20 protein-coding genes are annotated in these 22,372 nt (G+C 48.1%); 5 read left to right on the forward strand and 15 right to left on the reverse strand.

The window, feature by feature from the left end:
- Positions 1-156: 156 nt before the first annotated feature.
- The 5 genes from H6F98_RS14295 to H6F98_RS14315 all read left to right on the forward strand — a co-directional run bounded on the left by H6F98_RS14295 (position 157) and on the right by H6F98_RS14315 (position 7,348).
- Positions 157-1,107, forward strand: a complete 951-nt coding sequence (locus H6F98_RS14295; protein ID WP_192219371.1) for a class I fructose-bisphosphate aldolase — start codon at positions 157-159, stop codon at positions 1,105-1,107.
- Between the two features lie 217 nt (positions 1,108-1,324).
- A complete protein-coding gene (locus tag H6F98_RS14300) occupies positions 1,325-2,179 on the forward strand; it encodes an MIP/aquaporin family protein (protein ID WP_192219372.1) in 855 nt (284 codons plus the stop codon).
- A gap of 31 nt (positions 2,180-2,210) precedes the next feature.
- Positions 2,211-2,981 (forward strand): glucose 1-dehydrogenase, encoded by a 771-nt coding sequence (locus tag H6F98_RS14305; RefSeq protein WP_192219373.1) that lies wholly within the window; start codon positions 2,211-2,213, stop codon positions 2,979-2,981.
- Between the two features lie 162 nt (positions 2,982-3,143).
- Positions 3,144-4,565 carry a glycoside hydrolase 100 family protein gene (locus H6F98_RS14310; protein WP_242058531.1) on the forward strand — a complete coding sequence of 474 codons (1,422 nt, stop codon included), beginning with the start codon at positions 3,144-3,146 and terminating at the stop codon, positions 4,563-4,565.
- 53 nt (positions 4,566-4,618) lie between these two features.
- Entirely contained in the window at positions 4,619-7,348 is a 2,730-nt protein-coding gene (locus tag H6F98_RS14315; RefSeq protein WP_192219374.1) for an MGH1-like glycoside hydrolase domain-containing protein, read from the forward strand.
- Positions 7,349-7,373: 25 nt separating this feature from the next.
- On the opposite strand, the gene H6F98_RS14320 is transcribed toward H6F98_RS14315, so the two are convergent.
- The 15 genes from H6F98_RS14320 to H6F98_RS14390 form a co-directional block, all read right to left on the reverse strand.
- A complete protein-coding gene (locus tag H6F98_RS14320) occupies positions 7,374-8,279 on the reverse strand; it encodes an alpha/beta hydrolase (RefSeq protein ID WP_192219375.1) in 906 nt (301 codons plus the stop codon).
- A 14-nt stretch (positions 8,280-8,293) separates the two neighbouring features.
- Complete coding sequence (locus tag H6F98_RS14325) at positions 8,294-8,632, reverse strand: hypothetical protein (protein WP_192219376.1); 339 nt, start codon at positions 8,630-8,632, stop codon at positions 8,294-8,296.
- A gap of 59 nt (positions 8,633-8,691) precedes the next feature.
- A complete protein-coding gene (locus H6F98_RS14330; protein WP_242058532.1) occupies positions 8,692-10,080 on the reverse strand; it encodes a mercuric reductase in 1,389 nt (462 codons plus the stop codon).
- 44 nt (positions 10,081-10,124) lie between these two features.
- Positions 10,125-10,940, reverse strand: a complete 816-nt coding sequence (locus H6F98_RS14335; protein ID WP_192219377.1) for an alpha/beta fold hydrolase — start codon at positions 10,938-10,940, stop codon at positions 10,125-10,127.
- Between the two features lie 189 nt (positions 10,941-11,129).
- Complete coding sequence (locus H6F98_RS14340; RefSeq protein ID WP_192219378.1) at positions 11,130-11,777, reverse strand: cysteine hydrolase; 648 nt, start codon at positions 11,775-11,777, stop codon at positions 11,130-11,132.
- A 91-nt stretch (positions 11,778-11,868) separates the two neighbouring features.
- Positions 11,869-12,291 (reverse strand): hypothetical protein, encoded by a 423-nt coding sequence (locus H6F98_RS14345; RefSeq protein WP_313929873.1) that lies wholly within the window; start codon positions 12,289-12,291, stop codon positions 11,869-11,871.
- A gap of 140 nt (positions 12,292-12,431) precedes the next feature.
- Positions 12,432-13,463, reverse strand: coding sequence for an alpha/beta fold hydrolase (locus tag H6F98_RS14350; protein ID WP_192219379.1), 1,032 nt, complete (start codon positions 13,461-13,463; stop codon positions 12,432-12,434).
- 339 nt (positions 13,464-13,802) lie between these two features.
- The gene (locus tag H6F98_RS14355) at positions 13,803-14,549 is read right to left on the reverse strand and encodes an SDR family NAD(P)-dependent oxidoreductase (protein ID WP_192219380.1); all 747 of its coding nucleotides are present in this window, start codon (positions 14,547-14,549) and stop codon (positions 13,803-13,805) included.
- A 177-nt stretch (positions 14,550-14,726) separates the two neighbouring features.
- A complete protein-coding gene (locus tag H6F98_RS14360) occupies positions 14,727-15,356 on the reverse strand; it encodes an HD domain-containing protein (protein ID WP_192219381.1) in 630 nt (209 codons plus the stop codon).
- 59 nt (positions 15,357-15,415) lie between these two features.
- Positions 15,416-16,165, reverse strand: a complete 750-nt coding sequence (locus tag H6F98_RS14365) for an SDR family oxidoreductase (RefSeq protein ID WP_192219382.1) — start codon at positions 16,163-16,165, stop codon at positions 15,416-15,418.
- Between the two features lie 435 nt (positions 16,166-16,600).
- Entirely contained in the window at positions 16,601-17,869 is a 1,269-nt protein-coding gene (locus tag H6F98_RS14370; RefSeq protein ID WP_192219383.1) for a glycosyltransferase, read from the reverse strand.
- A 102-nt stretch (positions 17,870-17,971) separates the two neighbouring features.
- Positions 17,972-18,967 carry an alpha/beta hydrolase gene (locus H6F98_RS14375; RefSeq protein ID WP_192219384.1) on the reverse strand — a complete coding sequence of 332 codons (996 nt, stop codon included), beginning with the start codon at positions 18,965-18,967 and terminating at the stop codon, positions 17,972-17,974.
- Between the two features lie 262 nt (positions 18,968-19,229).
- Positions 19,230-19,793 carry a flavodoxin domain-containing protein gene (locus H6F98_RS14380; protein ID WP_192219385.1) on the reverse strand — a complete coding sequence of 188 codons (564 nt, stop codon included), beginning with the start codon at positions 19,791-19,793 and terminating at the stop codon, positions 19,230-19,232.
- 831 nt (positions 19,794-20,624) lie between these two features.
- The gene (locus tag H6F98_RS14385) at positions 20,625-21,326 is read right to left on the reverse strand and encodes a dienelactone hydrolase family protein (protein WP_192219386.1); all 702 of its coding nucleotides are present in this window, start codon (positions 21,324-21,326) and stop codon (positions 20,625-20,627) included.
- 50 nt (positions 21,327-21,376) lie between these two features.
- Positions 21,377-22,246: an alpha/beta fold hydrolase gene (locus tag H6F98_RS14390; protein ID WP_192219387.1), complete on the reverse strand. Its 870-nt coding sequence runs from the start codon at positions 22,244-22,246 to the stop codon at positions 21,377-21,379.
- Positions 22,247-22,372: the final 126 nt, after the last annotated feature.

Genomic DNA, 22,372 nt, shown 5'->3' on the forward strand with positions numbered 1-22,372 from the left:
CAGTGAACGAAACAGTCTGTCCCTGCTGTTCTAATCCACTCTTACGGCATATTCGTCATCATCGTGTGCATTGGTTTTGCCGAAGGTGCTGGCAGGATATGCGGTGAGGGGAAAGGGGAAAGGTTTTACTGAACAATACTTTTAGGAGAAATGACAATGACGACTCAGCGAGTAAAAGAAATTCTCAGTTGGTATGGCAGCGATAATCCAGGTACATTGACAAATCTGGCGAGATTGCTGAATCACGGGAAATTAGGAGGAACTGGAAAACTCGTCCTTTTACCTGTGGATCAAGGTTTTGAGCATGGTCCGGCTCGCAGTTTTGCGCCCAATCCACCTGCTTATGATCCTCGTTATCACTTTGAGTTAGCGATCGCCGCCGGATGCAATGGTTATGCCGCCCCACTGGGGTTTCTAGAAGCGGGGGCGCGAGAATTTGCAGGCGAAATTCCCCTGATTCTCAAAGTCAACGATCACGATGTATTGCTAGATGAGGCAGACCCTACACAAGCACTCACAGGCAGCGTTGAGGATGCACTGAGGTTAGGTTGTGTTGGTATCGGCTTCACCATCTATCCAGGATCAGCTCAACGATTTGAATTGTATCAACAGATTCGAGCCTATGCCGAAGAAGCGAAGCGGCGTGGATTGATTGTGATGATCTGGTCCTATGCCCGTGGATCGGGATTAAGCAAAACGGGTGAGACGGCGATCGACGTAATTGGCTACGCGGCTCAGATTGCGGCTCAATTGGGTGCTCACATCATCAAGGTGAAACTGCCGAACGAACATATTGAACAGGAGGCAGCACGCAAGGTGTATGAGAAAGAGCAAATCCCGATCGCAACCTTGAGTGAGCGAGTGCGTCATGTGGTGCAATGTACCTTTAACGGACGACGGATTGTCATCTTTTCGGGTGGAGTGATTGACACTGACGATGCCTTACTCGATGAAATGCGTGCCATTCACGCAGGTGGAGGATTTGGTTCAATTATCGGACGCAATTCCTTCCAACGTTCCAAGCCGGATGCACTACAGTTACTCAACACAATCATGGATATTTACAGTGAACAGGCTGCACCCATTCGCACACCTGTACTGACCTAATAGTCTGTCAAGACTGGTTTTGATGGGTTTGCGACCCATCAAAACAGCCTAAAAATTGGGCTTGTTGATTTGAAGGATATTTCAAATCAATCCTGATGGGCTATTAACAACAGAAAGGTAACCAGTGATGCAATCAGTGAAACCAAACATTCAAACCTTAAAGACCCTCATCAGGAATTTGAGGAACATCTAAACCGTAGGAAATGGTTATTTCTCTATGAAGCGGCTTACTTTGTTAATTAGGAAGAAAATTGCACTTTATTTTGTCCGTTGGCAGCCTTTACATTGGGAAGAATATACGGCGGAATTAGTGGGCACATCATTTAACATCTTCGTTGGGCTAAGTGCAGTTGTCTTTGATTTCGGTCAAGGTCTCCCAATGGAGCATCTCATTCCTGATAAAAGTATCCGCTTACTAATAACAGGGTTAATATTCTCAGGGAGTGGCGCATTGTTTGCCATTTCGCCTTTAGGAAAATTGAGTGGAGGGCACATCAGTTCCTCTGTAACCCTAGCATTTTGGGCACATGGAAAAATGCATGGACAGGATGCAGTAGGATATATCGTTGCCCAATTTATAGGTGCGATTTTTGGGGCGCTTCTAATGGTTTCGGTGTGGGGAAAATACGCTGGTAGCGTCTACAACGGCATGACCCTTCCTGGAGCAGGATATGCCCTCTGGTTTGTATTTCTTGCAGAAGTATTTGTCACCTTTCTACTGGTGTTATCGATTTTCCTGTTTGTGTGTAACCATCGTCTAATGCGCTGGACACCCTTGATGACTTGGCTTCTCATTACAGCGATAGTCTGGGTAGAAGCTCCGATTTCTGGCGCAAGCCTTAATCCTGCCCGCAGTATTGGACCGGCGTTTGTAACGGGCTTATGGAGAGACCAGTGGCTTTACTGTATTGCTCCACCTTTGGGTGCATTACTGGCGGTTGCTATGTTTCGTCTATTGAGTATGGGTAGGCGTGATGTTTTGAGTTGCAAAATGTTTCACGCTCCTCACTACCGCAGCATTTTCAAAAATGTCAGAGGATCGAATCACTCCTTGCGATCGCACCAGCCTTAAATAATCCATTGAAATTTAATTCGAGGACATTATGACACTTGAAGGAAAAGTTGCGCTAGTCACAGGCAGCAGCCAGGGAATTGGTCAAGCGATCGCTACTTACCTGGCAAAAGAAGGAGCAGACATCGTGATTGACTACCGCTCTCACCCAGACGGTGCCAAAGAAACATTGGCACAGGTGGAAGCCGCAGGACGTAAAGGGCATATTGTTCAGTCAGATCTGAGCATTGTTAATGACGTTCGCAAGCTTGTATCAGAAGGAATTGGGCACTTTGGCAAGCTGGATATTCTGGTAAATAATGCTGGGGTTGATGGCAAAAATGCCAATTTTTGGAATATCACTGAAGCCGACTACGATGCTGTTCTCAACATCAACCTCAAAGGCACATTTTTCACCACACAAGCCTTCGTGCAGCACTTGATTGAAACGAAACGAACAGGCAAAATTATCAACATCAGTTCTACCCACGAGGAAATGGCATTTCCTCACTTCACGTCCTACTGCGCCAGCAAGGGCGGTGTAAAGATGATGATGCGAAATCTGGCTGTGGAGCTAGGACCAATGGGAATCACCATCAACAACATTGCACCCGGAGCCATTGAAACCCCTATCAATACCAAGCTTTTGAACGATCCTGTGAAGTTAAATTCACTCAAACAAAATATTCCTCTCGGACGGTTAGGTAAACCAGAGGACATTGCGCCAATGGTAGCCTTTCTCGCTTCTGCCGCCGCCGACTACGTGACTGGAAGCACCTTCTTCGTCGATGGCGGGCTAATTCGGAATTATCACGAGCAGTAGCAAGTGTCTCAGCGCTACTGAACAGTATCTGGGCTTTATTGTCACACTAGTAGAGACTGGCTCCAAATAAGTAACCAGCTTACAAGTAGTTGAATGCCTTACACTCAAAGCTTTTTGAATGCGTGAATGCGCGACTTCCTCTCAAAGCAGCACTGGTTTGCGATGCAGACAACCTCAAAAATGGAAAGTTACTCGACAGCCACAAATCCGCTTGAACAGGCAGCTTGGCAAGCATTAGAAGCATCGATTCTCTATTATCAAGAACGCCCTGTGGGGACAATTGCCGCCAATGATTCGCGCGTGGAGGCTCTGAACTACGATCAGTGCTTTGTGCGCGATTTTATCCCGTCTGCCCTGGCGTTTCTGATACGAGGGGATGCAGAAATCGTTCGCAATTTTTTAATTGAAACTCTAGCTCTTCAGAGTCGGGACAAGCAAATAGACTGTTTCAAGCCCGGTCAAGGGTTGATGCCTGCTAGTTTCAAGGTGCAATCGTTCAACGGCAAAGAGCAGTTGATTGCAGACTTTGGCGAACAGGCGATTGGACGAGTAACTCCAATCGATTCTTGCTTGTGGTGGCTAATATTGCTGCGGGCTTACGTCAAAGCAACGGGTGACACCAAGTTAGCTCATGAAGCAGAGTTTCAGCACGGCATTCGACTGATTCTCGATTTGTGTTTAGTTGCTCGATTTGATATGTATCCTACGCTGCTTGTTCCCGATGGGGCGTTCATGATCGACCGACGGATGGGCGTTTATGGGCGTCCGCTAGAGATTCAAGTGCTGTTTTACGCCATGTTGCGTTCGGCGCAGGAGCTGCTGTTGCTGGACGATCGGAATATACTCTATTTGAATGCAGTACAAGAACGGCTCAATCATCTAAGATACCATCTGCACGAGTATTACTGGCTTGATTTCAAGCGCCTCAATGAAATTTACCGCTACAAAGGGGAGGAATTTGGCGATCGCGCAATCAACAAGTTCAACATTTATTCAGATTCGATTCCTCAGTGGCTAACCGAGTGGCTGTCCAAAACATCTGGGTACTATGCCGGAAATTTGGGGTCTGGTTGGATGGACTTTCGCTTTTTTGCGTTAGGCAACTTGATGGCTGTGATTACGGGATTAGCTACCGATGAGCAGTCCCAGGCAATCATGAATCTGATTGAACAACACTCTCAAGACTTGATTGGGCAAATGCCGATGAAAATTTGCTTTCCGGCGCTACAGGATGTGGAGTGGAAAATTGTCACAGGTTACGATCCCAAAAATATTCCCTGGTCGTATCACAATGGCGGTAACTGGCCGGTTCTGCTGTGGATGCTGACAGCAGCAGCAGTAAAAGTGGGCAGAACTGAAACTGCTGAAAATGCGGTCGCAATCGCCGAGACTAGCCTTCAGGCGGATGAATTTCCAGAATATTACGACGGTCGATATGGACACCTAATTGGGCGGGCAGCCAGGAAATATCAAACCTGGACAATTGCTGGATACTCTGTCGCCAAGGCAATCGTCGCCAACCCTGCTTACTTATCACTTCTATGCTTTGACAAAGATATTGCATCTGTGTCCTGCAAGGCATGACTCTCTAGATGATGTCGCGTTCAAAGCCAATACCTATCATCCGGAATAACTCCATGACTCAAGAAGAAGCAAGATTAACGGCTGATCGCGATCGACGTGCGTATTGGAAACGCTGGGGTCCTTACCTGAGTGAGCGGCAATGGGGTACTGTGCGTGAAGATTATAGTTCCGATGGTACGGCTTGGGAGTATTTTCCCCATGACCATGCTCGCTCTCGTGCTTACCGCTGGGGTGAAGATGGCATTGCAGGCATTTCTGATACCCATCAACGGTTATGTTTTGCGATCGCGCTTTGGAATGGAGAAGATCCAATTCTCAAAGAGCGGATGTTTGGGTTAACGGGCAACGAAGGTAATCACGGAGAGGATGTCAAAGAATACTTCTTCTACCTGGACAATACCCCCACTCACTCCTACATGAAGTATCTCTACAAATATCCGCACGGGGCATTTCCCTACAACCAACTGGTAGAGGAAAATCGCCGACGCGATCGCCACAGCTCTGAATTTGAGTTGTTGGATACAGGAGTGTTTGCTGAGGAGCGCTACTTTGATGTGTTTGTTGAATATGCCAAGGCATCACCTGAAGATATTCTGATTCAAATCAAAGCAACTAACAGGGGAGCTGAAACTAAAACGCTGCACTTGCTGCCAACTCTATGGTTTCGCAATACTTGGTCATGGGGGTACGAACAGGAGAAACCGTGGCTGCATGTCAACCAAACAACTTCTAATCTCAGCGTAATTGAGGCATTTCACCCAACGCTAGGGACTCGATGGTTGTATTGTGATGGCGTACCTAATTTACTATTTACTGAGAATGAGACTAACAACGAACGTTTGTTTGGCGTTAGCAATTCTTCTGCCTATGTTAAAGACGGGATTAATGACTACGTTGTTCAGGGCCGCAAGGATGCAATTAATCCCCATCAAACTGGAACCAAGTCCTCGGCTTACTATCAGTTAGTGATTGCGGCTGGTGAAACACAAACAGTGCGACTGCGATTGCGAGAAACTGCTCCATCTGCGCTCAATAACGGGAATTCAAGAGAGGCTGTGTTCGGACAGGAGTTTGAAACAACGTTTTGCGATCGCCAGCAAGAGGCGGATGAGTTCTATCACCGAATCTGTCCATCTGAGCTATCCGAAGAGATGCGGAGCATACAACGGCAGGCATTTGCAGGGCTGTTATGGAGCAAGCAATTCTATCATTACGTGATGCATGATTGGTTAAATGGCGATCCAGCAGGTCCGCCGTTACCGTCAGAACGTAAGCACGGCAGAAACCACGAGTGGATTCATTTGTTCAATGAAGACATTCTCTCAATGCCGGATAAATGGGAATATCCGTGGTTTGCTGCCTGGGACTTGGCATTTCATCTGATTCCCTTAACCCTGCTCGATCCTGACTTTGCCAAACGTCAGTTAGACCTCCTAACACGGGAGTGGTATATGCATCCGAATGGTCAAATTCCTGCTTATGAATGGGCATTCAGCGATGTCAATCCACCTGTTCACGCATGGGCAGCATTGCGGATTTATCAGATTGAACAAAAAATCTATGGTCGTAGCGATCGCCAATTTCTCGAACGAGTATTCCAGAAACTGCTGCTCAATTTTACCTGGTGGGTCAATCGCAAGGATATTGAAGGGAAAAATGTCTTTCAGGGTGGCTTTTTGGGCTTAGATAACATTGGCGTGTTCGATCGCAATACCAAGTTACCCAACGGTGGATATATTAATCAGGCAGATGGCACGGGTTGGATGGCAATGTATTGCCTGAATATGTTGGAAATCGCACTGGAATTAGCAAAAGACAATTCCAGTTATGAAGACATCGCCAGCAAGTTCTTTGAACACTTTCTCTATATTGCGGATGCGATAGATGGCATCGGGGAAGCGGAGTTAGGGTTGTGGGATGAAACAGATGGGTTTTATTATGATGCACTCCATCTGCCTGATGGTCATCACTTCTTAATGAAAGTGCGATCGGTTGTCGGACTTGCTCCGTTGTTTGCCACTTCTACTTTAGATGTGGAGACACTTGAACGATTCCCTAGTTTTAGAAAACGCACGGAATGGTTTATCCAAAATCGCCCCGACTTAGTCCAAGATATTGCTTGTTTGGAGACTGCGGGTGTTGGAGCTAGAAGGTTACTAGCGATCGCAGGACAAGACAAACTACGGCGACTTCTCCAAAGAATGCTGGATGAAAGTGAATTTTTAGGATTTTTTGGAATTCGGGCGCTTTCTAAATTCCATGCAGAACACCCTTATGTTTTACAGATTCACGGTAACGAGTACCGAATTAATTATGAACCGGCAGAATCGACTACAAATCTCTTTGGCGGAAACTCGAATTGGCGTGGTCCAGTGTGGTTCCCCATCAATTACCTGATTATTGAATCTCTACAAAAATATCATCACTATCTAGGTGATGATTTCAAGATAGAATGCCCGACAGGTTCAGGTCATATGATGACGCTCTTAGAAGTGGCAACTGAATTATCTCAGCGATTAATTCGGACATTTTTAAAGGATGCAACTGAACAACGACCCGTTTATGGCGGTATAGAAATCTTTCAAACAAATCCTCACTGGCGAGATCTAATTCTATTTCATGAATACTTTCATGGTGACAACGGTGCAGGTATTGGAGCCAGCCATCAAACTGGCTGGACAGGCTTAGTGGCAAAATTGATTCAGCAATGTGTAGAACATGGCGGTAGTCCTGAAGTCTCTGAGCAGACTGAACGACAAACCCCATTTTTAACATTGAAGTAATAAGTAGTTGCAGACAATAGACCTTTCAAGCTTGCTTCAAATATTTCTCGAACCATCTCAAGGCTGTTGTGCTTGCAATCTTGAAGCCCTCTCCCTGGAAGCCGTCAAAGTGTCCGCCCTTCAAGATTGTGAGAGACTTCGGCTCCATCGCACGCGCATAGACAGAGGCAGTTAAGTCGGCAGTTGCAAGAAAGTCCTTCTCACCTATAATCAGGCATAGCGGGGTGGGAAAGATCGCCTCAAGGTGAGGAACCGGTTCGTAATAGAGACAGTGCTCAATCGATTCAAAGGTAAGCCGATTCTCCCATCTTCCTTCGCTCGCGCTTTTAGTCGATTCAACCCAAGTGAACGCATCGGGTGTCGCCAGGAAGCAGGGTTGACCGGGTGGGGCAACCAAGGGTAAGTAGCTCACTTCTCCGGTTTGATACCGTTTTATCCGGTCAAGTGAAACTATCTTCGTGAGTTCTTCGAGTTCAAGTGGAGAGGTCAGGCGACGGGAGTTGAGAAACGCATTTACCGTAGGCATTTGTGCCACGACCGCTTTCACGCGCGGATCAAATGCCGCCAGATGCAGCACATGACCGCCGCTATAGGAGAAGCCCCACAGACCGATGCGCTCCGGGTCAACTTCGCTTTGTAGTTGAGTCCAGGTGATGGCATTGCGGTAGTCCTCATGCTGCTCGGTAGGGAGCATCTGCCCACGAGGCTCTCCCTCACTAGCACCCAGGTAGCGATAATCGAACAGTGAGACGACGAACCCAGCTTGAACGAACAACTCAGCAAACTGCGGCAGTCCCATCTCTTTGGTCAAGCCAATTCCATGAGCCATGACAATCGCCGGACAGCGTTCGCCGGATGCGACTTGATCTGGAGTGTAAAACGTGACGGAACAATGAAGACCTTTACTTTCAAAACTGGTTGTTCTTTGCATAGCTGCTTACCCTCTCATTTCTGGAATAGCTTTGAACGTAGCGAATAAGTTTCATTCGCATCCTTGCTCACGGTCTTACTTTCAACATGACTACTTCTCCACAATGTGAGGTTTACTGGACGAGCGAGGACTTCCTTGACGACTTTTTCCACTCCATCAAACGTGCTGATGTCAGACTGAATAAAAAAATCCGGTGATCGCAGTTCATCAGGCTTTGAGTGGGTGGTTGTGATCACCGTTGCACCAACTTGCCTCAAACGGTTGACAATAGCTTCGCCCATACCTTTGGTCTCGCCTGTCGCCAGCACTCTCTTGTCGGACAACTCGTTGGGGTTAATTTGGATGGTTGTCATTAGCCTAAGAGCCTCATTTACGTGTAAAAAGTTGTGAGGTATCTGCACTTACTGCTTTCTTACACCTTTGAAAACAGCATATTTAACCCTTCGGTCATCGTGGGATGAGTCAACACGCCATCACGCAGAACGGTGTAGGGCATCTGAGCTTGCATCACCATTTGCACCGTCGAAATCACTTCACCCGCTTCATGACACAAGAGTGAACACCCCAAAATACGACCTGTCTCGGTATCCACGATCGCCTTCATCAGTCCATCGGTTTGACTTTGTGTTACCGCTCGCATAATGTCTGAGGCATCCAGCTTCGCCACTCGGATGGCATACCCTTGTTGCTGTGCTTCAGTTTCGGTCAGACCTACATGAGCGAGTTCTGGGTCGATGAACAGACAGGATGGCACCAAGCGACCTTGTGTGCTGCGGTTGCCCCCATCAATTAGATTCGCTTTGACAATCCGATAATCATCAAGCGCCACATGGGTATATTGCGGTCCTCCATTGATATCGCCTAACGCCCAGATATTCGGTACGTTTGTCTCCAAGCGATCGTTGACCCGAATAAATCCGCGTGCATCGGTTGCAACACCAGCAGCAGCTAAATTTAAGATATCGGAGTTTGGTGTACGACCGATGGCAACGAGCAAATGCGAACCTTGAAGTTCTATTTCCCGATCAGCGACTTGAAGTTGAAGTTTAGTTGCATTGCCAGAACGCTCGACCCTTAACACCTTCGCCTTCAGCAAGAATTCAATGCCATCTCGTTCCAGTAACGTTTGCACGGCGATCGCAATATCTGGATCTTGCTGTGACAGGATTTGCTCACTCTGCCCAATTACAGTGACGCGAGAGCCAAAGCGCCGGAACATTTGGGCAAACTCCAACCCAATGTAGCCACTACCGAGAACGATTAGGTGTTCTGGCAACTCTTCCAATTCCATGATCGACTCACTGGTCAAAAACCCAGCTTCTTTGAGTCCCGGCACTGATGGAACCAACGGTCGCGTACCTGTGTTGATAAACAATCGTTCGGCGGTGAGTAACCGAGTAGTACCCTCATCTGTTGCCACTTCAATCGTTTTAGGTGCCACAAAGCGAGCGGTGCCAATAATCAGATTGTCTCCCAAGGCGGTGTTCAAGATGTTGAGATTTATTGGTCGCAGGGACTGCACGACTGATCGTTTGCGCTGAATCACTGCCGCCATATCAACCGTGGGCGGTGCCGTGTGGATGCCATAGGCAGCACTGTTTCGTACAGTATTTGCCACCTCTGCACTTGCCACCATCGTTTTGCTGGGAATGCAGGCGATATTAGGGCACGAGCCACCAATCATGTTTAAGCTACGTTCCACCAGAGCGGTTTTGCGTCCGTCCGCGACTAGTGCAGGTGCCAGGGTTTTACCCGATTTGCCGCCGCCGATAATAATGTCGTCGTAGTATTGAGTATCCATTTCTATCTCCTTTGCGTTTGACGTTACTTCATTCGGCATTGGGATTACTGCACAGCAGAGCTTGCTGCTTCAATAATCAGTTTGGCAACCTCTCTTGGATGAGAGATAAAGGGCACATGACTTGCTTTGATCTCAGTTGTTTTAGCACCGATTCGCTTTGCCATGAATCGCTCAAGCTCAGGGTTAATTGCCTGGTCTTCCTGACCCACGAGGTACCATGAAGGAATTGTCTTCCAAGCGGCGCTGTCCACTGATTGGTCAAAAACCACCTTGGCAGCCGGCTTTTGCGTCACTGCCATCACCCGCGCCTCGACTCTCGATACGTCTTTAGCAAAGACCTCGTGAAACTTCTCACGATCAATGTAGAGGAAGCCTGCTGTATCAGCTACAAGTGCTGTGCTAAGTGGAGGTGGGGCGTATCTGCCACTTAACTCGCTAATCGTTTCGCCTGACTCTGGTGCAAAACCATTGATATAAACCAATGCTTTTACCTGTGGGTTGCCAGCCGCCGCACCTGTGATCACATTTCCACCATAGGAGTGCCCGACCACAACAACAGCTCCCTGCTGGGCATCAATCACCCGCTTGGTTGTGGCAATATCGTCTGGCAAAGAAGTAAGCGGATTTTGCACAGCGGTCACTGTATAGCCATCCTGTTGCAAAAACGGAATGACGTGTTGCCATGATGTAGCGTCGGCATTGGTACCATGAACCAGAACAATCGAAGGTTTGGAGTTGGACGCTTGGGCTAATTCCTTGAAGGTGGCTGATGCTGGATGGATCGATACCCCAACGACAACACTAAATGCAAGTAGCAACAGCAAAAAGCTTTGAACTTTTTTGCATGTAAAAACCATCATTACGATCACCTCTGTATTCCTGCTGGATTGCTGAAATCTCTAAAATGCGCTTTGTTGTCTGCATGATTAACTTGAAAACTGGTGAGATTGGTAACTGGTTCCTGCTGAATATGCGGTAACACCAATTAGACAAACACCATTTCCAGTTGGATTTTCTGATCGGCAAGTGCAACTCATCGTTGATAGGCGTTATGCCATTGCTGCTACAACCTCGTCCGTAGACAGAACGGCGTTGGCGATATACCCGAAGTTAATCAGTGCTGCCTTGTAGCCGTCGCCCAGTTCCGGATGTTGAGGGGCAGCCGTCGCGTCTTTGACGACGAGCACCTCAAATCCCTGTTCGATCAAGTCGCGTAGGTGAGCTTCAACACAAATATTTGCGAGCATTCCGAGCAGAATGACTTTGCTGAGGTTGCGCTTACGCAGTTGTAAAACGAGGTCGTTGCTCTGCGGTCCGTAAGCTTTGTGGGGACTGACTACGATTGTTTTGCCATCTTCGATAAAGGGCTTGTAGCGCTCAAGCCAGTCAGCACCAGAATCCAAGAATCCGTCGAGGCTCAACGCCCCCCTGCGATCAAACTCCCTAGATTTAAGCATCATTTGCTCCACGGTTCCGGCAAATTTCCAGGCATAGTCGGTGGGGTAGTAATAGTGGGGGGAGATGAAAACCTCGAATTCATTTTGCTTCGCGGCTTTGAAGATGCGCTCAATGTTCTCGACGGTTTTGTTATCCTTGACATTGTCACCTACCAAGTCCCAGGAAACCCCTGTTTCACTCAAGACATCGTTTTGCGGATCGATAACGACTACTGCGGTGTCATTCTTGTTGATGTTCATGTCTCTCTTTGCTTGTTGATGTTCACGGTTATCTTTGTTCTGGCACTAACGAACTAGGTTTTAAAAAAGTGCTTAACACGGATTAGGGGATTTAATTTTTCGTACAAGTTCGCTGCATCAAGATACGGTTGTTTTTATACACCTCTAAAGTTCCAGACTGCGGGTTATCTAACGTGCCATCCCACACCCAATATTGATAATTTCCATTCCGAAACTTATACACTCGAACACCTTCTGTCGCTTGGGTAGTCCCTCCGTCCAAACTTAAATTCCCGTTGGGACTGGTCACGCGATAGAGCAGTTCACCAGAACTATGATTCTGCCAAATATTGATGTTGTAGCCACCCTGGCATCTTGTACTTAGGATGATGCCAGCAGTAGAATCAGCAGACGCTTTTAAGGAAAAATTAGCTAAGACACTTATTGGCAGAGCAAGGAGTAACGCGGATATTTTCAGCAGTGTTTTCATTGTTTTCAAGAGTGTTGTCAAACCAATTAAACTGAAATCGTTCACATCAAACTGCTTCGACTTAAAGCCAGATTGACGAGCGAGATTCCTCTACCCAAACTCAAATTACTGTTAGGACTTATCGAGCGATAGAGTAAGCTGCTGAAAAGGGGAAGAGGCGCAGGGTCATAGCTCTGGAGAAGTCGTCAACGTTCTTTCGATGCGAGTTCCCAGACCGCAGCCGCGAATGCTGTGGGAGCTTCCTGGGGCAAGTTATGGCCGACGTTCGGAATGACGCGATGCTGGCGCTGACCGGCGAACTTCGCTGCCGTCGATGTCCCATCTGTTGCCGGCACGACACCATCCGCGCCCCCGTCCAGCGTGATCGTCGGCACAGTGATGGTCGGTTGCGCGGCGAGCCGCTTCTCAAGATCCTCGTAAAGTGGGTAGCCCGCTGCAAGGCCAAGGCGATGGCGGTAGGAATGGATCACGACGTCCACATAGTCGGGGTTGTCAAACGCGCTTGCGTGCCGATGGAGCGTAGCCTCGTCGAAGCGCCAGTTCGGCGAGTTGCGAATCCAGAGGGTTCTTGCGATCTCACGTCGGTTAGCCGTCAGTCCTGCGCGTCCGCGCTCGGTCTGGAAATAGTATTGATACCAGAGGCCTGATTCGATTGAGGGAGGAATTGGCAGTCCTGCCTTCACAATATCCTGGATAAGGTAGCTGTTGACGGACACCAGACCCGTGCATCGTTCAGGCCAGAGAGCAGCAGCGACGCAAGCGGCTCGCCCACCCCAGTCATAGCCCGCAAGGACAGCGCGGTTCAGCTTTAATGCATCCATCAAGGCGATCACATCGACACCAATCGCGCCTTGCTGACCGGAGCGCGGTGTCCCACTGTCTAGGAAATGCGTTGAGCCATGACCCCGCAGGTAGGGAACAATCACCCGACATCCATGCGCAGCGAGCATCGGTGCAACATCAACGTAGCTATCGATGGAATACGGGAATCCATGCAGCAGCAGCACCGGAGGGCCATCGCTTGGTCCTGCTTCGTAGTAGCCGATGTCGAGGAGGCCCGCCTTGATCTGCTTGATTGGAGCCAACCTAAGTTCGGCTTCCTTGGGCTTGTCGAAACTCGCGTTTGCGGTACCTATGAGCGCCATTTCTGCTGTGACGATGCTTAGCGCAGCGCTTCCCAGAAAGCTTCGGCGGTTGTGTTTAATTTCTTTGGACATAGGAGCCATTCCTTGGATTGGTTGACGAGGCGATCTGCGCTGACGCTCGTTTGCCCTTGGCATCTCCCCTTGGGAGAAGACTCGCTATCGCAGAGCATACTCTGCTCAGTTCGCGATCAGTTGGCAAGAATTAGCGACCGATAATAATGTCGTCATAGTATTCAGGGTGCATTTACGCAGTTGTTTTCACGAGGTCGTTGCTCTGCGATTCATAGGCTTTGTGGGGACTGACCACGATTATCTTGCCATCTTCGATAAAGGGCTTGTAGCAGTCGAGACAATCAGCACCTGACCTTCATAATTTTTCTCCCTGCTTGTTGATGTTCACGGTTATCCTCGTTAAATACCACCCGCGATGTGCAGTGTTTCCCCAGTGATCCAGGCTGAATCGGAGGAGGCGAAGAAAACAGCGGCAGGTGCGATGTCTTGCGGTTGTCCGATACGACCCAGTGGGGTTAGCGCTTCAACCTGTTTTTGGTAATCGCTCCCGATCACTCCTGCTACCTGTATGCCCTCCGTTTCCACCATCCCAGGATTGATGGAGTTGACACGGATCTGGCGTGGACCCAGCTCTTTAGCTAGCGACTTGGTAACGGCATCGACAGCTGCTTTAGTGGCGCTATAGACCGAGGCAGTCGCGGGCGTAGCGGTACTGGCGATCGAACTAATGTTGATAATGCTGCCGCCTGCTGAGCCAAAGTATTTTGCGGCTTGTTGGGAGGTAAGGATTAACCCCAGCACATTGAGATCGAAGTGGTTGTGGAAGTGCTCTTCTGTGACGTCTTCAATCGGCAGATATTCATAAATTCCGGCATTGTTGACCAAGATGTCAAGCCTGCCGAATACGTGCTGCGTCTTGGCAAAAAGACGTTCGACCTCTGCTTTTTTGGTTACATTTGCCTGTACTGCGATCGCCTTCCCGCCCGCACCAGTAATTTCATCAACCACGCGATCGGCTCCTTCTTTGCTAGAGGCGTAGTTGACGACTACGGCTGCACCCTCGGCTGCTAAATGTTTGGCGATCGAGGCACCAATTCCTTTAGATGCCCCCGTTACGACTGCAATTTTTCCTTCTAGTTTTTTCATGATGAGTCCTATCGTTGTTGAGGAGTGAAAGATTCATCTACAACGGGTGGAGACCCGCCTACCGCGCTGGCTCACTAAATAAGCGCGGTTTGTTAGAAATATTGGCTATCGTTATTAGCGGCGATCCGCGCTGCGTGTATCCACACCAGCAGGGCAGTTGAGGTAAGTGATTTACACTTACTCAGCAAACGGACTGCTATTGAGCATATCGTTCCAATTGGGAGAAACAAATCCATGAATGCAGCAGCGACCGACTTCAGCTAGCCAAGTGAATGTGGCTGTCTGAGGCTTTCGTTTGACTTGTGAAACCATTAATTGCGTTATCTGTTGATTGAAGCCGAGCCGAGGATAGACATCAAGTATTTGCTCTACTGTTTCTGGAGTGATATCAGAAATCCGCATTCCTAGCAGATCCGCAGTCGCTCCTAGATGCACCAACGCAATCTCAGGCTGTTTGCGTATAGCGATTCCAATCGAGGTATGGAGCGCGATCGCATCCCAAACAATCTCCGCCTTCTCGTCTGACAATCCATGTTCTAAAACGAAAGCTCGTGCAGCATCGGCACCATTGACTTCAAACCGTTGTTCAGCATCAAATCGCTCAGTCAATCCTAAATCGTGCATGATGGCACCCAGATACAACAGTTCGCGATCGCACTTGAGTCCGTCACGTATTCCTAACAAATCACCAAATAGAAATGTCCGAATGCAGTGATTGCATAAAGAAGTTGGTGAAACTTCTGTAACCAGTTGCGTTGCTTTTTTACAGATCTCGCTATCTGGAATTGAATCATGAATTAAAGCCATTTCCACCTCCTTGATGATTCTCAACGTTATTAGGTGAGTTGACCGCTTGCGATCGCGTTTCAAATCTGTGCCATACCGCCATCGACAAACAACTCAATACCGTTGACAAAGCTGCTGTCATCTGAAGCGAGAAAGACAACGGCTTTGGCAATCTCATCGGGCGTGCCGACTCTTCCCAGTGGGATAGTGACGGCTTGACTGTCTATGAATTCCTGCAACTGCTCATCACTCAGTCCCAAGTGATCGTAACCAGGAGTCGGAACCACGCCAGGACTAATAGCGTTAACCCGAATCTTGCGTTCTTTGAGGTCGAGTGTCCAATTACGGGCAAAGGAGCGCACAGCAGCTTTAGTAGCGCTGTAAACGCTGAAGGCTGGGGTTCCCACGCTAGAAGCCGTCGAGGCGTTCAGGATGATGGAAGCCCCCTCTGGCAATAGTGGCAGTGCCTTCTGCACGGTGAACAGCACACCTTTGACGTTAGTGTTGAACGTTTTGTCAAACTCTTCTTCGGTGATGGCTCCGAGTGGGGCAATTCCTCCACCACCAGCATTGGCGAAAAGCACATCGAGGTGTCCTTGCTCTTGCTCAATCGTGGCGAACAGGCGATCGAGGTCTTCCATCTTGGAGGCATCGCTCTGAACGCCCGTGATGTTTTCACCGATCGCTTTGACGGCGGCATCCAGTTCAGTTTGACGACGACCGGTGATGAAGACATACGCTCCTTCGGCAACAAAGCGCTTAGCAGTGGCAAGACCGATACCGCTGGTACCGCCGGTGACAAGAGCAACTTTTCCTTCTAGTTTTTTCATTTTGGATGAGTCCTGTGGTTGTTGAGAGTAGAACTTACGCATTGACAGGGAGTTGATTATGTCGATTAGCTCTTAATGACGGTTTGAGCTGTTCGATAATGAACTCGCGATCTACCTGAATGTACAAATTTCTTTGCACTGCATACCGTTTTCAATTAAGTGAACGGAAACGGTTCAAGAAAAAAGTTATTTTCGGCTGTTTTGTGTTGAAAAAATACCCTCTTGAGCCAAGACAGGCTTCCCTGTGGATACAGCCTGTTCGATAATATCCCTCTTCTGTCACTCTCCGGTTTTTCCTATTATTAATATTTTCTACAAAGGAGGTATATTAGGGAATACAGCGTTTGCCCATCTAATTTTGGCAATTTCCCTACTCTGATCAATTTCTATGAAGGAAAAAGTCTGCGATCGCCTACCATAGGTTAGTTCTAGACTTCAGCAATGGCAAAAGTTTTCGGAGAGTGACAGAAGAGGGATATCAGCAGCCCGACTAACCCCACCTGCTCGGCGAATGGCTTCTTGTAGCCTGGTTGCATTCTTTTTGTAAGACTCTTGGGTCAGCACCTGTTGTATAGCACCTCGCAGCCTAGGGACACTCAATTGGGATAAGGGAACTAACTCTCCTGCCCCTGTCCAAGTGATACGCGCTGCAACTCCAGGCTGGTCATGGGTAATGGGAATCGCCACCATTGGCACCCCGTTGGTGAGGCATTCTAGAGTGGTATTCATGCCTGCATGGGTGATGGTGAGCGTTGCTTTTTTGAGCAGTTCCAGTTGAGGTGCATAGCCGACAACCAAGGGATTTCCGGGCAGCCCTTGCAAGGATTCTGGGCTACCGGAACCACCCAGAGAAATCACCAACTGGGCATCTAACCCAACACATGCAGAGGCAATAGTGTGAAAAACTTCCACCAGGCGATTTTGTATGGTTCCCATAGAAGCGTAAATCAGCGGTTGCCCAGTCAACTTTTCATAGGGGAAATCGACAGATACCCGCCCGGTTGAGTCATGGTACGGTCCCGTGAAATGGAAGTAATCGGGCAATGTTTTGCGCGGGAATTCAAATTCAGCTGGCTGTTGACTCACAATCGCCAATGGGGAAAATCGCTCGTTGCTACTAGAGTGCAGGGGTAACTTCCACTGTCGGCGATACTCTTCATTTACCTTCTCGATTGGTCCTGCGATGCGACCAAACAGAAGGTAAGCTGCTAGATTGCGTAGACGCGCCCACCCTGCTGGGTTATAGCTCCAGGTTGTAAAAAAAGGCGGGATGGTGTCGTCTGGATTAAGTATCAAGGCATTGCATACCTCAATCAACGGCATGTCCAGAAATTCTGCAAGAGTCTCTCTCACTGGTATCACTTGATCCACCAGTAATGCTTCTACACCAGCCTCCTGGATCGCTCCTGGGGCATCCCGAAGTAACACAGCATTCCACTGTTGGAAATCACTGAAGGCGTGGCGCAATGCAGGAAGTCCGCTCAGTTCCCCCAGTTGTGCACTCAATTTTGGCATCGCCCCCAAAGGATACTCCGATTCTGCGATCGCCCGAAATTCCAATCCCGCTGCTAGTGTCGTAGATTGGGCATCGAGAACGCCGATAAAAGTAACGCGATGACCTCGCCGTTGCAGTTCACGACCTAATGCGAACATCGGGTTGAGGTGACCAGTTACTGCTGGACAGATAATGGCAAAATGAGTCATAAGTTAAGCAAGAAGATATCAACTTTGAAGAAACGTGGTTGGATGGAACGCTCTCCGGAATTTGGTCAAAAACTTTGAGAGAACTCTAATAACGATCGTTTCTTATTGCAGATATTTCTTCAGTTCAGCGGCTGCTTGGACAAAAAGAGAACGGGTTGCCGGAACCTCGGCTAAACCATTCAACAGTCCGAAGTCATGAATCATGCCGTTGTAACGCACGGTTGTCACTTTGACCCCGGCTTCATCTAGCTTGCGTCCATACGCTTCGCCTTCATCACGCAAGATATCGCTTTCTGCAACCTGAATTAACGCCGGAGGCAATCCTTTCAGTTGTTCAACAGTAGCCTGTAGAGGAGAGGCATAGATTTCTTTGCGTTTTTCCAAGTCTGTTGTATAGAGGTCATACATCCACTTCATCAAAGATGTGGTTAGGAAACGTTTCTCGCCAAATTGTTGATAAGAATCCGTTTCAAAATCAGCGTCTACGATCGGCCACATCAGGATTTGTAACTTAATATGCGGGCCCCCTTTCGCTTTCGCCATCAAAGTGGTTACAGCCGTCATGTTACCGCCGACACTGTTGCCGACTACTGCCAGATTTTTGCCGTCAACACCAATCTCCTCACCATGCTCGGCTACCCATTTAGTAGCGGCATAGATCTCATTGACAGCCTGCGGATACTGAGCATCTGGAGTTGGAGTGTAGTTGACAAAGACAGCCGCAAAACCTGAAAGCACGACCAGATCGCGAACCATGCGCTTGTGCGTTGGGTAATCGCCCAGCACCCAACCGCCGCCATGAATAAACATGAAAACAGGCAATGTACCTTTGACACCCTCAGGTCGCACGATGTTTAGCTTGATCGGATAACCGTCAGCGGTAATCGTCTTCTCAGACTCGTCAATGCCTGAAAGATCCACTTTAACGGAAGCCTGTGCATTCACTAGCACTTGACGCGCTTCGAGTGGAGGTAATGTCTCTAAAGGCACGCCACCTGAATTCAGTAATTTCAAAAATGCCTTCACTTCCCTGGAAAGACGCGGATCGTCTGCGACTTCCAAAACTTTCACCGCTTGCAAGTTTGCTTGACTAATCATAAGTCCTCCTGTTGTTGATGATGGTAAACAATCTGTTGAAGTGACACTGTCAAGGTAACTAAACGCCCTGCTCTCCCAATGTCCTTGGTCTAGTTTTGGCAAGCGATTGGCTCCGCCAGTGCCCCTGGGGCAATCGCATCTATAGCTGTCGCCATAAAGGTTAGGACAGATTTAATGGCTGAAATGACCAAGTACCAGTAATAAACCTTCTGCCCTCTTCCTTCTGCCTTTTGCTATAAAAGTTGCATAAGTCCTGAGTTTTTTACTTGGCAAACAATTCTTTGCCTGCTAAGGCAGCAGCCACTCGCGCTACATTCGCACCATGATGCTTTGCCGCTTCCAGCCTTTCTTCAGTTACGCCTGTCTGCTCCATATGTTCTCCCGCTGAGCGCCCATAGGGACCCCATTGCAGACCGCCCATAGGATATCCTGGTGTGATTTTGGGTAAAGGTACCATCACCATTCCTAGTTCAGCAAAGTTATTTAACAGCGCCACCATAGTTAGTTCAGCGCCACCACCTGTATTGCCGTAACCGCCACCAGTCGCAAAGACAGCACCCACCTTCCCAATCAGGCTATCTCTTATCCAAAGAGGGCCACAAACCTGATCGATAAATTTTTTCACGCGCCAATCTGGGCTTCCCATGTGTACAGGGGAACCAACAATGACAGCATCACTGGCGATGACATTATCTTGAGTAACATCCTCAGCAAACTTTACCTCCACTTCAGTCCCTAGAACTGATGTCACACCAGAAGCTACCGCTTCTGCCATCTTCTTGGTATTGCCGTAATCTGTTGCGTAAACAATTAAAACTTTCGTCATCTTTTACCTCACACTTGTTGAAGTTGATAGCTGTTTGTGCATCAAATCGCCATCACTGCCCGGAAGGTTGAAATAGTTGTAAATTTCTCTTCCTCAACCAATGAATAAGCTTTTAAAAGCAATAACAGCTAGGATTAAGTCCTCATGAGTAACTGAGTAACTAAGCTTAGTATCTAGCTTTGGCTGAGATGGAGAACACTTAAGAAAGATCACTAAAGTACTAACTTAATTTCAACTTAACGGGACTTGGACAGATTTCCAGCCCAAACAAAGCGCATTAACGGGACTTAGACAAAAAGTGAGGCAAAAATGGCTGCAAATCTAGACATAGAAGGGCTTTTAGCTCGAATAGGCATGAATCGAGTAGTTACAAGGGTTTCAGCCATTTTTGACTCATCGACCTCTTTCCCTTACTAAGAGGCATTTTCAGCCCCTTTAGGGGCTAGAAAATGTCTAAGTCCCGTTAACGTGAAATGCTGCCATGCCTGGATATATAGCAACGGACAGGAGGCTTAGGACAACGAGCAATTCACAAAGTACGCTGCGTCTAACGCTGACTTGTCCTAACAGCTTTGGCGACTGCTATACCCCTCTTCTGTCACTCTCCGGTTTTTCCTATTATTAATATTTTCTACAAAGGAGTTATATTAGGGAATACAGCGTTTGCCCATCTAATTTTGGCAATTTCCCTACTCTGATCAATTTCTATGAAGGAAAAAGTCTGCGATCGCCTACCATAGGTTAGTTCTAGACTTCAGCAATGGCAAAAGTTTTCGGAGAGTGACAGAAGAGGGATACCTTTATTGCCTCTCAATTTTCGTTTAAGTCCCGCTACCCTAAATGCTGCTTTAAAAACGCCAACGTGCGATCGCGTGCTAATTCTGCGGCTTCTTTACGATAAGCGGAACTCCCCACGCGACTAAACCCGTGGCTCATTCCTTCATAGCGATAGATTGTTACCAGCGGGTTGTCTTTCAATCCCTGCTGAATGGTCGCTTGAGCGCTTGGTGATACATACTCATCATTTCCAGCCATGTGCAATATCAGCGGCTTCTGAATCTTTGTCGCCTCTGCTAAATTCTGGTCAATCTCAACCCCGTAGTAACTGACGTTGGCATCCGCATCACTACGTGTTGCCATGAAGTATGCCAGTTTGCCGCCCAAACAAAAGCCCAAACTACCGACCTTGCCTGTGCTGCTGGGATACTGCCGCAGAAAAGACAGACTTGCCTTCAGGTCTTCTACGCCGCTATCCACATCAAACGCTTTGAGCAACTCAAAGGCTTTAGCCCAATCGTCCTTATCTTCAGGGTCAAGTTGCACACCAGGTTCCAGTCGCCAATATAAATCTGGCACGAGCACCAAATAGCCTGCCTTAGCATAATCATCGGCAGTCTGCCGCATAATAGCATTTACCCCAAGCACTTCTTGAATCAGCACAATTCCTGCACGAGGCTGAGTACTGGGTGCTGCTAGATAGGCGCTAAAACTGCCCCCTAACAAGGCGGGAATGGTTACAGTTTGAATTGTCATGGTGCCTTTCCTTTTTAACCAATTAATGGGGATCGGAAATCAAAATTTGATTAGGCAGGGATGGGTTGCAGCCGTGACGTGAGAAATTGACGGATGTAGTTTGCGATCGCATCCCCATCTTCCTCCAGCGCAAAATGTCCGGTATCGAGTAAATGGAACTCAACGTCTTTCAGGTCGCGCTGGTAGGGATAAGCGCCAACGACCGGGAAGATGTCGTCGTTCTTACCCCAAACAACTAGGGTGGGAGGTTGATGTTTGCGGAAATACTCCTGCCATTGTGGATAGAGCTGTGGATTAGTTCTATAGTCATAAAACAGCGCCATTTGAATCTCAGCATTTCCTGGGCGGTCGAGGAAGAGTTGATCCATGTTCCAGGTGTCAGGGCTAATCGCTTCAGGATTGCGAGCACCGTTGGTGTATTGCCACTTCGTTCCTTCCAGGGAGAGAAAGTCTCTAAGCTTTTTAGCATTCTCAGAAGAAGGATCTTGCCAGTATGTCTTCATCGGTTCCGTAAACTCTCCCAGCCCCTCCTCATAGGCATTCCCGTTTTGCACAATCAGGGCTTGCACTCGCTCTGGGTATTTAGTAGCAATTCGATAGCCAACGGGCGCACCATAATCCATCACGTAAAGACTGTATTTTTTGAGGTCGATCGCAGTAATAAACTTCTCCACGATCTCAGCTAGATGATCGAACGTGTAGTCAAACTCATCCACTGTTGGCATCGAACTGTTGCCGTAGCCAGGATAATCGGGTGCAACCAGATGGAAGCGATCAGCAAGCGCACTCATCAGATTGCGAAACATGTGAGATGAGGTCGGGAAGCCGTGCAACAGCAGAATCGTTGGATTATTGCGAGAGCCAGCTTCTCTATAAAAGATATCTAAACCATCGACTGCGATCGTGCGATATGTGGTCATAACTTTACTCCTTGTAAGGTTATAGGTGGTGAAATTGTGGCGTTTGCCAGACATCCTCTCGCTGAAGGTGCGGTGGTATTGCTGCTACGCTTTGAGCTATTGAGATTTAAAGAAGGTGATGGCACA

This window comes from Microcoleus sp. FACHB-SPT15, from assembly GCF_014849525.1.
Classification (GTDB): Bacteria; Cyanobacteriota; Cyanobacteriia; order Cyanobacteriales; family Coleofasciculaceae; genus Symplocastrum; species Symplocastrum torsivum.